The sequence below is a fragment of the Dyadobacter sp. SRI_021 genome (assembly GCF_057586235.1).
Genome location: NZ_JBYCZM010000004.1, coordinates 482186 through 494751 on the forward strand (window position 1 = coordinate 482186; position 12566 = coordinate 494751).

Consider the following 12566-nt stretch of genomic DNA (forward strand, 5'->3'; position numbering starts at 1 on the left):
ACCCTGGCTGGTAGTGTTATGTCATATTATTTGCACCCTTTCGGCGTGTACCATCATATTAATTCCTGATCTATGATAAGTTCTTTACATCAAAAGGGGCTGCGTCTGCTCGGCATATTGCTGACGATCGCCGGCCCGATATCCTCCGCCTATGCGCAGATGCCCAACGATGCAATTTACATGGGCAAAAAAACGGCCTGTCTGGCAGTATCCTATACGCACAGCTCGTGGGACCAATATTGGGAAAACACCTTGAAACGTGAAAACCTCAATATCGGCACTCATACTACACAAAGCGTCATGCCCATGCTCGCTGTCGGGATTACCAAAGATCTCAATGCCATCGTGGCATTGCCTTACGTGTGGACGCAGACCAGCGCTGGCAACCTCAAATGGCAGAAGGGCTTTCAGGATGCTTCCCTCTGGTTAAAATACCGTTTCCTGAATAAATCGGGATTTTCGCTGCATGCCATCGGGGGCGCATCGATTCCGACCTCCAACTATATTCCCGATTTTTTACCAATGTCCATCGGTTTGCAATGCAAAACAGCCACTGCGCGGTTGTTAGCCAGTTACCGGCATCAAAGCGGCATCTATCTGACCGCTTCCGGCTCCTATATTTTCAGAAGCAAGATCACCATCGACCGCGATTCTTACCAGGCCGACGACAGATTGTATAATACCAACAAGGTGTCCGTCCCCAATGCGTACGACGCTTCGGCAAGGCTGGGTTACCTCAAAAAAGCCATCCAGGCAGAAGGTTTTATCGAGTACGGAGCCTGTGATGGCGGCGACAACATCCGTCGTAACGACATGCCCTTCCCAAGCAATAATATGAAATCGACCGTGGTAGGAGTGTATGCCAAATTCCAGCCTAAAAATATCGGTGTGAATGCACGTGCATCGCACGTGATCTCAGGGCAGAACATGGGCCAAAGCACCGCCTTTTCCGTAGGCGTACTTTACCAGTTCCGCTACCTCAAAGAAGCTAAAAACTAATATTCAGACAGAAAACGATGAAAAACAAATATATCTCTTTTCGGCAGTCTATCACGCGCCTCGCCATACCTGCGATGGCAGCCGTGATGCTATGGTCATGTTCCAAGACCGTCGATGAACCCACAGCCGGCATCAACACCCCTTCCAGTCTGGACGAAAAAGCCGGCACCTGGAAGCCCTACGTACTGGCCTCATCGGGCGAAATCGCCGTTACCGAACCCAAAGAAGCAACTTCGGCTGACTACAAAGCTGAACTTCAAAAGCTGAAAACGGCAACTGAGGCTGTTACTCCGCAGCAACGTGAGCAAATCAACTACTGGGGAGCAGGTGCCGTCTACCGCTGGAACGAAATAGCACGGGAACTGGCCGCACGCTACAACAGCCCGCCGGCCTCGAACGCCGAAGGCAAATACCCCGTACCCGACGCGAGCAAACCCTTGCAAGACCCGAAATTTCCCTTCGCCAACCCGCCTTACACAGCACGCGCGCTTGCATACCTGAGCGTAGCGCAGTACGATGCGCTGGTCGCGGCCTGGAACTACAAATTCAAATACAACCGCAAAGCCCCTTCGAAAAACGACACTTCCATCAAGACTCTGCTACCAGTGAGCGACCTTCCCTCTTACCCTTCGGAAGATGCGGTGGTTGCCGAGGTTTCATGTGTTATTCTCAAAGCGATGTTCCCCGGGGAAGTACCATTCCTGGATGCTAAACTGGCCGAGCACAAACAAAGCAGAATATTAGCGGGAATGAACGTTGAAAGCGATATCCTGGTTGGCTCCGAATTGGGCAAAGCGGTGGGTGCCAAAATTATGGCACGCGCTAAAACCGACAAGATGAGCGGTGCTAATAACCAGGCCCAAACCGCCGCTATGATCGCGAATGCACGTAAAATTGGCGTTACCGAACCTTGGGTGAGCCAGGAATTTCCTCCCCGCCCGCCCATGCTTCCGACTTATGGCTTCGTCAAACCATGGAATTTCGATTCTGCGACGGTAGTAGCACTCCGCCCTGAAGCACCGCCAACTATCGGCAGCCCTGCATTTCAAAAAGATCTGAACGAATTGCTCGACATCGCCAAAAACCAGACCCGCGAGCAGGCACGTATTGCCAGCTTCTGGTCCGACGGCGTGGGCAGCTACACCCCTCCGGGCCACTGGCACAGAAAAGGTGCTGAATTGTGCCACGAGAACAAATACAGCGAAGTGCGTACCGCCCGTACGCTTGCCTTGCTGGGTACCACTATGCAGGACGCAGGAATCTGCTGCTGGGACGTCAAGTATTGGTACTACTATCCGCGGCCAAACCAAATGAGCAGCAAGATCAAAACGTCTGTGGGACTGCCTAACTTCCCATCCTACACGTCTGGTCACTCTACATTCTCGGGGGCTGCAGCCGAAGTATTGGCGCACATATTCCCTGATAAAAAGAAAGAAGTCGACGATATGGCCTCCGAAGCATCCGTGTCCCGCATTTACGGCTTGATCCACTACCGCTTCGACTGCGAAGTAGGCCTGGCAACCGGCCACAAGATCGGCGGCTATGCCGTTCAACGGGCTAAAACGGATGGCGCCGAATAAAGACTAAATACTATTTCAATAAACAAATCCCTATTCATTACGGTAGGGATTTGTTGTTTAATGCATTGCTTTAAATCGGCTGATCGCCCGTCAGCCGCTTGCCTTGCAATAGCATATCGATCATTTTGGCGATGCGGGCTACTTTCGTTTCGTCCTTCTTGGCAGAGTAGACCCAGTCGCGGTACTCTTTTTGGCCGCTTTCGGCAAGTTTCATAAAGTTGGCGTAGGCCTTGGGCTCATCTTTCAGGCAATCGATAAGCTCTTCCGGGATCGCTAATGCGGAACTATCAGCATAGAGCTCGACATTCACCCAGTCCCCCTCCTTTTTGCCGATCTTCTTGCGGATTTCCGCTTTCACCGGAAGGAACAATTGCCCGGTGCCCATTGGCATCAGGTTATAGCCCATCAGTTCATAATCGTCGATCCGTCCTTTGACTTTCACCATCCCGAACTTCCGTTTGACATGCTGCGGGATTTCGGGTAGGACCACATAAGTCCAGCCCCCTTTTCCGGGAAACTTTTCCAGCTGGTACCTTTGGTTAATCAACAATTCCTCCATTACTTCTTCTTTTTAGATGACTTGGCCACCTTATTGAACCCAAGGCATTTGGTCACCCATGATTCAAAGGCTTCCCGGGAGGCGTATCCTTCTGGATTTACGAATACATACCCCTTCATCGAGCGTCCATTGTGGATCATAGGTTCTACCCCATTGATTTCCAATGCGGCTTCGTATTCATCCGGGCCGATGCGGCATAAGAGCACGTCGTTACGGACGCAGATGCACATCTTGTCGTCGACCATAAAAGCCAGCCCCTGGAAAAGGGTCTTCTCCTCCACCAGGGGCTGGTCAGCCAATGCCTCACGAATGCGGTTGGCTACCCGTTCATCATAGGCCATCTTTTCAGGCAATATTGTTGATATCAAAAGGCAATTTTCTCAGGCGCTTGCCGGTTGCTGCGAATATCGCATTCCCCAGCGCCGGGGCGACCGGCGGAAGGCCCGGTTCTCCCACTCCACCGGGAACCGCGCCGCTATCAACAATATGGATTTCCATCGCAGGCGCCTCATTCATGCGCATTACATTGAACTGGTGATAGTTGGTCTGGTCGCAAATGCCGTTGGTGAATGTAATCCCGTCCTTGATCGCCGCCGTGATACCCATTACGATATTTCCCTCTGTCTGCGCCTTTACATTGTCGGGATTTACGTAGTAGCCACAGTCGATCACCGAGACAACCTTATCAATTTTCACCCCGCTATCCTTTTTGGAAACCGTAATGCAACAGGCCGAAATGCTACCAAATGATTTAAACACCGCAATTCCCTTACCGCTGCCCTGGGGTAGCTTCTCATTCCAATTCGCTTTTTTAGCCAGCGTTTCGAGTACTTTTTTAAAACGTTCGTCAGGCAGGATTTCAAGGCGCGCTTTCAAGGGGTCTTTTTGAGCCAGATGTGCCAGCTCATCAATGAAGCATTCCTGCCCCCAGCCAAAGTTGGAAGCATATACAGATCGCCACCAAACTACGGGAATGTCGGTTTTCACGTTCGTCCAGCTCACTTTCGAGGCCGTTCCGAAGTGATATTTGTTGTTGCCTGTGCTGATTTCCTCGCTCAGCCACGGGTCTGCCTCGTCGTCTTTCAGCCCTTTGAAAACCTGGCCCACAATGGATTCTCCGATTGCATGGTGGTGAAAACCGGTAATCTTGCCGTCTTCCACAAATCCCTGCATGTGGCTCAGCATACCCGGGCGGTACGGTCCCTGGGTAATGTCGTCTTCCCGCGTCCAGATCACTTTTACCGGCTTTTTCAGCTCCTTCGAGATATGACAGGCTTCGAGCAGAAAATCGTGGTATGCCTTGCGTCCGAATGCGCCGCCGAGCAATGTCACATTGATTTTTATCTGCTCGGGTTTTACTTTCAAGTAGCCACAAACGTCCCTTAATGCCCAGTCAGGTCCCTGGATCGGCGCCCATATCTCCACATTTCCGTCATCCTTCACATGTACGACCGCGTTCTCAGGCTCGATAGGCGCATGCGCCAGGAAGGGCGTTTCATAATGCGATTCCAGTTTATCCTTTGCGTTCGCATATTTCACGGCGAAATCGCCCTTTTCCTCAAAATTCACGCCCTCTTTTTTCGCGGCTTCATAAGTGGCCGCGAAATAGGTGGCAGTATCCACCGTTTTGGCATAATTACCATTATCCCAGCTCACCTTCAAAGCCCGCTTGCCCTTCAATGCGGCCCACCAGTTGGTGGCAACGACCGCAACGGCCTCCGAAGTGCGGTGCGGCATGGTGCGTTCGGTTTTCATCACCTGCAAAACGCCCTTCACCTTTTTGGTATCCGAGTCGTCGATAGAGGCCACTTTGCCATGGATCATCGGTGAGTGCACAATGGCAGCATACACCATGCCCGGCACGTCCACATCAAGGCCGTAAACAGCCTTTCCCGTCACACGCTCGGGCACATCCAGGCGCTTGTTATACTTCCCGATGATCTTGAAATCCTTCGGCTCTTTCAGCTTTGGCTCTTTGGGGATTTCCAGTTTGGAGGCATCGTCCGCCAGCTCGCCGTAGGTAAGACTCTTTCCGCTGGCCTTATGCCAGATTTTACCGTCCTCGGCCACGCATTCAGAGACGGGCAGGTTCCATCTCTTGGCGGCGGTAGTGGTCAGCATTTCCCGCGCTGCTGCGCCGGCTTTGCGGATCGGCATCCATAGCTCTCGCACAGAGCTGCTGCCTCCGGATGTCTGGCTGCCGTATTTGCCTTTGCCGTCACTTTGCACGATAAGCACTTTATCAAGGCTCACTTCCAGCTCTTCGGCGAGCAGCGAAGGCACTGCCTGAGTGGAACCCTGGCCCATGTCCGGGCGCGGGTTCACCAGGGTGATATTGCCGGTCGTGTCGATGATAATGAATGGGTTGATTTCCAGCTTCAATACCGCGGGCACGATCTTTTTCAGCGATGCGTCCCTGGTAAAGCCCGAAATACCGACAGCCAGTCCAAGTGATGTAAGTCCGGCGGCCTTCAAAAAGTCGCGCCGTGATGTTTGTATGTTTTCCAATGTTTTCTGTGGCTAAGGTTGATGAACTTGCATTAGCGTTGGCCGATCCCTTTTTCGGCAACTTTCATTTCGTCCGAGGCGCGGTGGATCGCCTTTCTGATCCTGTCGTAAGTGCCGCAACGGCACAAGTTGCCGCTCATCGCAGCGTCAATGTCGGCGTCGGTTGGTGACGGGTTGGATTTCAGCAGTGCTGCTGCCGACATGATTTGTCCCGACTGGCAATAACCGCACTGCGGGACCTGTTCTTCTATCCAGGCTTTCTGGATGATGCTCAGCTTGCCTTCACCGATGCCTTCGATCGTGGTGATCTTGTCGTTTTTGCCGACACTCGAAACCGGTGTCTGGCATGCCCTCGTGGGCTGACCGTTGAGGTGGATCGTGCAAGCGCCGCAAAGCGCCATTCCGCACCCGAATTTGGTCCCTTTCAAATCGGCAAAGTCGCGTATCACCCAAAGCAAAGGCATATCGGGTTCCACATCGACTTTCACCTTTTTACCATTTAATGATAGGTTGTATACAGCCATGGTGATGAGTGATGAAGATTTAGTGAGAGTGGTGAATAATGCTGTAAAATATTACAAAATCGCTGACTTTTACAACTGCCGGGAGGTGATGTCAGGCTTTTAAAAAAATAAGTTGCCCCAGGTGGTAAGCTTCATGATTAGTCCTGTTAATCAATATATTGAGCTTATTTCGGTGTGGTTCTCGCGCGAAATCTTCGTCTGATACCGCATTATGTTTGCGAAACCATTCGTCAGCGTCGAGCTCGGCGAAATAGCGGGTCAATACCGCATTGAGATTGGTCCATTTCTCTTTCAGCTCGGCCACGGTTGGGATCTGGTCGAATTTGCGGTCAGGATTTTTGACAAAAAGCTCGTCGAGCTCAGGATACAGGCGCTCACCCAATCCGAGTAATGCGATCATCCCATCGTTGACTGCCACTAAATGGCCAAGCAGGTAAACCGCCCGGTTTTTGCCTTGGGCAACGGGCTCCAACAAACGTTCGTCGGGCAATTGGGCCAGCCAGCCGTTCAGGCGCTGATTTTGCAGCTCCCAGTTGGAGACTACCATTTTAACAAACAACTCTTTGCTGCTTTTGAGCGCGGTGGCTTCGTTCTGTGTGCTCATGATGAAGGTTTCTTGATGATTGGTGGTTAAAAAACGGATTGGCTCCGTTTGGGACAACAACATCTGCCCCGCCAACGATCGCAATTGAGCGTATTTATTTTTTGTTAAGCTCAAATAAAGCGCATTCCGCTAGGGATTACGCCAGGAGATACCTATCAATTTATAGCCCTTGTCGGTTCGTAAAAACGAGTAATTCTCCTGGTAATCAAGGCGGCCGTTTTTGCCGGTGAAGTTGGATGTAACTTCGAATGCCGGATAACGCCCGGCATCGCCCGGAATGCATCCGTCAAAAAATGGTTCAAACGATGCTCCGGTATGAATGTAAGGGTTCAGGCCAAATGGAGTCAGGCCGGTAAAGATGCTGATCTTATGGTCACGGACCAGCTGTAACCGGGCTGCCAACCGGCTACCGCACTTTTGTATGAATTCATCCCCCGACATCCGCTGCCATTCCTGATATTCAGGTAAAGAACTAACCAGTGAATCGTGTGAAAACTCCCGCAGTTTGGCTAGGTCCGGCAGCGCCGCCAGGTATTCTTCACGGAACCACTTGTCGAATTCCTTCTGATAATCCACAAACACATACCATTTGCCGTTGACGCCCTTGACCGAGCAAAACAAGCTGGTATCTCCCCGCATGTCCTGAATTCGCAATGAATACCAATTGATCTGCCCGTCTACTTCGAAACTATCGACCAGCACCTGGTTCTGCGCATTGATCAGCATCATGCTACCGCCTTTCCACAGCCAATGCTCGCAGTCACTCTTTTCACAATCTTCGCCGTCCCATCCTACCCGCCTGGCATCTTTGATCACCATCGCCATGCCGTTTTGAAACCGGCTTGCGTCATTGTAAACAGCCGGCACTACTACCCTGCCATCGTTATCGAAAAAACCAACTTTGTCTGTCACCCGGTCTCGGAAACGGATCTTGCCGTCGCTTTCACAGTCGTCGGTTGCGTCGAATACATACACGCTGTCCTCTCCCAGCACACGGCCGTTGGCCAGCTTATAATAATGCCGCAATTTGCTTGAATCGGTTGTATCACGTACCACGGTAATGCCCGCGTTGACGTTTGTATCCGGATTTACCGGCTCATTTTGCTGCGCAATGGCGCCGGAAGCCAGATTTGCGGTCAGTATCAGCAGCAAGTATCTTTTTAGTGTTCCAAACATCTTCACCTGTCTTTAACCCTGATCACCAACTTCAAACCCGACCAGACCGCATCGATTGCGCATACTTTCACATCTACCAGGCCAATCGGCAATGCAAGATTCCGGATGACGTCCTCGGTGACATCGGTGGGAACCTTCGAGGCTTTTTTCGGCCAGGAAATCCAGATGGTCCCATTCGGTACGATCTGCCTTCTCAATGCGGGCAAATCCCTTTCCAGGCCGGCGGCTTGTTTGGTAAAATAATGGATGAAATCTAATTCGGGCACAGGTTCTTCTAAAACGATAATATCAGCAGGCAGCCCTTCCAGCAAGTCAAAGTAGTGCGTCGGCGGATCTACGAACCTGATTTTAAAGCCGGGCTTGATGCCCAGCTTTTTGACAAGACTTGTATTGGAATAACCTGCCTGAGCCGCCATAATATAAGTAAGTGATATATCGTAAGTAAGTTACAAATCCGCAATTTCAGACGCAAGTGCCCCGTGCAAAAGCTTTAAAAGAATGCATATCCGGCACTTTTCAGCTATTTTTAGCCATTCACTTTTCCCTTACCTGTAATTCTGACGCATGATTACCAACGACGCGGTCGTTCTCGGCCTGTTAATGCTGATACTGGCCGGCATTTTCTACACGGCCGCGCAGCCCGGCTGGAAACGGTTTTATACTGTTATACCTCCCCTGCTGCTCTGCTATTTCATACCGGGTTTGCTCAATTCATTCGGAGTAGTCAATGGCGCCACATCGCAGCTGTATCCGGTTGTTTCAAAATATTTTCTGCCGGCCTGTCTCGTACTTTTCACTGTTGGAATGGACTGGAAGTCGCTGGCCCGGCTTGGACCGAAGGCATTGGCGGCTATGCTGATCGGCACTGCCGGCATTATGCTGGGCGGACCGCTTGCATTATGGATTGTCGGCACCATCAGCCCGGCCACCGTTGCTGGCCAGGGCGCTGATGCCGTTTGGCGCGGGCTCGCCACGATCGCCGGAAGCTGGATAGGCGGCGGGGCCAACCAAACCGCATTGCGCGAGGTGTTCCATCCAAGCGATGTGCTTTTCTCCCAAATGGTGGCTGTCGATGTACTCGTTGCCGAGCTATGGATGGCCGCATTGATCTACGGGGCCGGCATTGCTTCGCGTGTGGATGCGCTGCTGGGCGCCGATAGCGGCGCGGTGCAGCAGGTGAAACAGCACCTGGATTCGGAGCAAAAAGCCAATGAACAAAACCCAACACTGCGCGAGTACATTTTCCTGGGGGCCGCTGGCTTCGGCGCAACCGGCGTCGCGCACGAACTGGCGGAGATGATCACCCCTTATCTGGCTGCAAATTACCCGGCGCTCGAAAAGTATAGCCTTACTTCCAACTTTTTCTGGGTCATCAGTATTGCTACCCTGATCGGCATCCTGCTCTCGCTTACGCCCGTGCGCAAGCTCGAATACTATGGCGCATCGCGATTAGGCTCAGTGTTCCTTTACGTGCTTGTAGCGACCATTGGGATGCAAATGGACCTGGGAGCGGTGGCAGGTAACCCCGGCCTGTTCGCCATCGGGCTGATCTGGATTTCAATTCACGGTATTATCCTGGTTATCGCATGCAAATGGCTTAAAATTCCTTTCTTTTTCCTCGCTGTCGGAAGCCAGGCCAATGTGGGCGGCTCAGCTTCGGCTTCGGTTGTGGCGGCGGCATTTCACCCGTCGCTGGCACCCGTGGGTGTGCTGCTGGCAATTTTGGGATACGCCATCGGAACTTATGGAGGGTATTTAACTGCTTTAATGATGCAATGGATCAGCACCTAAACATCAACTGAGATGGAGGAATACAGCAAACTTGATAAAATCGTCGAAGCACGGATGAAGCTCAAAGCCCGCTTTGAAGAGCAAATGGCCCAAACGCCCTCCGTGTCCGATACCCGTCCCATGGGAAGCGGCGCGCCCAACCGTCATGGAATGCCCCAATTACCTATCGGCCAGACCAAAACAACCAAATGGCCCGTGCTGGATCTGGGCTTCAAGCCGGACATCCCGCTCAACAAATGGAAACTCATCGTCGACGGTGAAGTGGAATCGCCCCTCACACTGACGTGGGACGACTTCATGGCATTGCCCCAGACCAACGACGTAAGCGATTTTCACTGCGTAACCACCTGGTCGCGCATGGATGTGCCCTGGGTGGGCGTACGCCTGGCCGATATTGCGGCGCTGGTCATGCCCAAACCGACCGCTACACACGTGCTGTGTCATGGTTACGATCAATACACAACTAATCTTTCGCTGGAAGAAGCATTGAAAGAGGACGTGCTGCTCGTCCACACTGCCGATGGCAAGCCGCTCGAACGTGACCACGGCGGTCCGGTGCGTATGATCACCCCTCAGCTTTATGCGTGGAAAGGCAGCAAATGGATCAGCCGCATTCAGTTTTTACCTAAAAACCAGCTTGGCTTCTGGGAGCTGAGAGGCTATTCCAACACCGCTTATCCCTGGCGCAACGACCGGTACAGCTAAGCTGAATATTTTTACATATCCAGCACCAGCCCGTCGTACGCCAGATGCACGTGCGGGGGAAGTTCGCTTTCGATGACAGCATGCAGACCCAGTTTATGGCTCATATGCGTCAGGTAGGCCTGCGGCACATTCAGTTTATCGATCAGATCGAGCGCCTGCGAAAGTGTGAAATGCGAGAGGTGCGGCTCTTTTTGCAACGTATCGAGCACAAGCACCTGCGAGCCTTTGATTTTTTCCTGCTCCTGTTCGGAAATGTAATTGGCGTCGGTAATGTAGGTAAAATCGCCGATACGGTAGCCGAAAACGGGCAGCTTATGGTGCATTACTTCAATGGGAATTACCTTCACCCCTTCTATTTCAAACGGCTCTTTTTCAATCGGATGCAATGAGAAATGCGGAACGCCGGGGTATCGTTTCTCTGCAAATGCGTAAGCGAACTCGGTTTTAATCTGGTTCAAAACCTCCTGCCTGCCGTAGAGCGGAATATCCATTTGCTGGCGGTGGTTGAACGCCCGGATGTCGTCCAGCCCCGCAGTATGGTCCTTGTGTTGGTGGGTGAAAATAGCCGCGTCCAGGTCCTTCACATGGGCACGCAGCATTTGCTGGCGGAAATCGGGGCCGGTGTCGATGACGAACGACTTGCCGTGGGCCTGAATCCACACGGAAGTCCGTAAACGCTTGTCATGCTGGTCATTAGAACGGCAAACGACACAGTCGCAGGCAATAACCGGTATTCCCTGCGATGTGCCGGTTCCTAAAAATGTAATCCTCATCAGGTGTTTATTCTGTCAAATGCGCCACCACTTCAACCAGGCGGTCGAAATTCAACGGCTTCATCAGCGCATCGTCAAATCCTGCTTCTTTGAAATCTTCGTCTGAATAATTTTTGGCATTGCCCGTGATCGCAACGATCGGCGTTTTGGCCTTCTTCTCGTCAGGCAATTTACGGATGCTTCTTGCACATTCCATTCCATCCATCACAGGCATATTGATATCCAAAAGAATGATATCAAAATCCTCTTTTTCAAGCAATTGCAGCACCTGCTCGCCGTTTTTCACGGAAGTGATTTCATAATGCTGAAATTCCAGAATCTTCCTTGCCAGGTTTTGAATAACTGAACTGTCTTCGGCAATGAGTACTCGTTTTGTGTATGACATACAATGGGGCAGGTATTGTGTTTAAAGTTTTTTCCCAGGTCAATTTAGATATATTTCAACCAACATCGCAAACCCGATGGTCGCGAAGTTTCAAAATTATTCCAAAAAAGTAAATAAACCTTCCATACTTTTTCAAAGCGCGCGATCGGGTGTAAGTTTGCAGTCCGATTACCCTATAATCCTTATTATGTTCAAAAATAAAGTGATCCGATACAGCACGATCGCCATGTTCATTGCGATCCTTGCGTACTTCATTATTGAAAACATGGGCGGCGCCAGCAGCTCCGACGATGCCATCGCGGCCAACCCGGCGGCTTATAAGACCAAGATCCTCGAAGAACGTGCCGCCAAGGACGAGCAGTTCAAATCCGGCGACGACTCCCCTATCAAGGATAAAGAAAGCTTTCATGGCCTGCATTACTTCGAACCGAGCCTCGCATTCCGGGTGAAAGCCAATATCTCTCCGTACATGCTAGACGATAAGGAGGTAATCGTGAAATATACTGACGGTACTACCGAGAAATACGAAAAATACGGTTATGCCAATTTCAGTATCGAAGGTCAGCCGCAAAAACTGCTGCTTTTGAAGAATGAAGGCACCATTTCGGTGCTTTTCCGTGATGCTACCAGCGGGAAGCAGACCTACGGTGGCGGCCGCTACCTGGATTATCCGGTGGATCAGATCAAGAACAACACCATTGTACTCGACTTCAACAAGGCGTATAATCCGTATTGTGCCTACCAGGAAAGCTATGCCTGCCCGGTACCGCCTGCCGAAAACACGTTGACAGTCGCCATTCACGCAGGCGAAGTGACGGAGGAAGCGACGCACGAATAACCGGCGGCATTATAAAAAACAAGCACGCGGCACAAAATGCCCGAATGCCGTTCAAACTAAATCATTAATTTTGCAAACAGGCCGCATTTTCTGCGCCAGAGTTTTTATTGTTATTAAAGCATTC

The 12566-nt window shown here is 51.4% G+C and carries 14 protein-coding genes; 5 read left to right on the forward strand and 9 right to left on the reverse strand.

What is annotated here, in order from left to right; all coding sequences use genetic code 11:
* The first annotated feature begins 72 nt into the window (after window positions 1-72).
* The gene (locus AC2YIT_RS14930; protein ID WP_430845596.1) at window positions 73-999 is read left to right on the forward strand and encodes a hypothetical protein; all 927 of its coding nucleotides are present in this window, start codon (window positions 73-75) and stop codon (window positions 997-999) included.
* Window positions 1000-1016: 17 nt separating this feature from the next.
* The gene (locus AC2YIT_RS14935; RefSeq protein ID WP_487279685.1) at window positions 1017-2579 is read left to right on the forward strand and encodes a vanadium-dependent haloperoxidase; all 1563 of its coding nucleotides are present in this window, start codon (window positions 1017-1019) and stop codon (window positions 2577-2579) included.
* Between the two features lie 70 nt (window positions 2580-2649).
* Here the strand turns inward: AC2YIT_RS14935 and AC2YIT_RS14940 are convergent, their stop codons facing one another.
* The 7 genes from AC2YIT_RS14940 to AC2YIT_RS14970 all read right to left on the reverse strand — a co-directional run bounded on the left by AC2YIT_RS14940 (window position 2650) and on the right by AC2YIT_RS14970 (window position 8366).
* Entirely contained in the window at window positions 2650-3138 is a 489-nt protein-coding gene (locus tag AC2YIT_RS14940) for a DUF1905 domain-containing protein (RefSeq protein WP_430845594.1), read from the reverse strand.
* Entirely contained in the window at window positions 3138-3479 is a 342-nt protein-coding gene (locus AC2YIT_RS14945) for a TfoX/Sxy family protein (RefSeq protein ID WP_430845593.1), read from the reverse strand. Before AC2YIT_RS14945 ends, AC2YIT_RS14940 begins: the two co-directional genes overlap by 1 nt.
* 4 nt (window positions 3480-3483) lie before the next feature.
* A complete protein-coding gene (locus AC2YIT_RS14950; protein ID WP_487279686.1) occupies window positions 3484-5646 on the reverse strand; it encodes a xanthine dehydrogenase family protein molybdopterin-binding subunit in 2163 nt (720 codons plus the stop codon).
* A 32-nt stretch (window positions 5647-5678) separates the two neighbouring features.
* Window positions 5679-6170 carry a (2Fe-2S)-binding protein gene (locus AC2YIT_RS14955; protein WP_487279687.1) on the reverse strand — a complete coding sequence of 164 codons (492 nt, stop codon included), beginning with the start codon at window positions 6168-6170 and terminating at the stop codon, window positions 5679-5681.
* Between the two features lie 91 nt (window positions 6171-6261).
* Complete coding sequence (locus AC2YIT_RS14960) at window positions 6262-6774, reverse strand: DinB family protein (protein ID WP_430845591.1); 513 nt, start codon at window positions 6772-6774, stop codon at window positions 6262-6264.
* Window positions 6775-6903: 129 nt separating this feature from the next.
* Entirely contained in the window at window positions 6904-7950 is a 1047-nt protein-coding gene (locus tag AC2YIT_RS14965; protein WP_487279688.1) for a WG repeat-containing protein, read from the reverse strand.
* 2 nt (window positions 7951-7952) lie between these two features.
* The gene (locus tag AC2YIT_RS14970; protein WP_430845589.1) at window positions 7953-8366 is read right to left on the reverse strand and encodes a DUF3052 domain-containing protein; all 414 of its coding nucleotides are present in this window, start codon (window positions 8364-8366) and stop codon (window positions 7953-7955) included.
* Window positions 8367-8514: 148 nt separating this feature from the next.
* Here AC2YIT_RS14970 and AC2YIT_RS14975 point away from each other — a divergent pair, with 148 nt between their 5' ends.
* Together AC2YIT_RS14975 and AC2YIT_RS14980 are read left to right on the forward strand one after the other, a co-directional pair.
* The gene (locus AC2YIT_RS14975) at window positions 8515-9741 is read left to right on the forward strand and encodes a DUF819 family protein (protein WP_487279689.1); all 1227 of its coding nucleotides are present in this window, start codon (window positions 8515-8517) and stop codon (window positions 9739-9741) included.
* Between the two features lie 12 nt (window positions 9742-9753).
* On the forward strand, window positions 9754-10446 hold the full coding sequence (locus AC2YIT_RS14980) for a sulfite oxidase-like oxidoreductase (protein WP_487279690.1): 693 nt from the start codon (window positions 9754-9756) through the stop codon (window positions 10444-10446).
* Window positions 10447-10457: 11 nt separating this feature from the next.
* On the opposite strand, the gene AC2YIT_RS14985 is transcribed toward AC2YIT_RS14980, so the two are convergent.
* Together AC2YIT_RS14985 and AC2YIT_RS14990 are read right to left on the reverse strand one after the other, a co-directional pair.
* Complete coding sequence (locus AC2YIT_RS14985; RefSeq protein WP_487279691.1) at window positions 10458-11219, reverse strand: MBL fold metallo-hydrolase; 762 nt, start codon at window positions 11217-11219, stop codon at window positions 10458-10460.
* 7 nt (window positions 11220-11226) lie between these two features.
* A complete protein-coding gene (locus AC2YIT_RS14990; RefSeq protein WP_019944287.1) occupies window positions 11227-11604 on the reverse strand; it encodes a response regulator in 378 nt (125 codons plus the stop codon).
* Between the two features lie 187 nt (window positions 11605-11791).
* Here AC2YIT_RS14990 and AC2YIT_RS14995 point away from each other — a divergent pair, with 187 nt between their 5' ends.
* A complete protein-coding gene (locus AC2YIT_RS14995; RefSeq protein ID WP_487279692.1) occupies window positions 11792-12442 on the forward strand; it encodes a DUF1684 domain-containing protein in 651 nt (216 codons plus the stop codon).
* Window positions 12443-12566 lie beyond the last annotated feature (124 nt).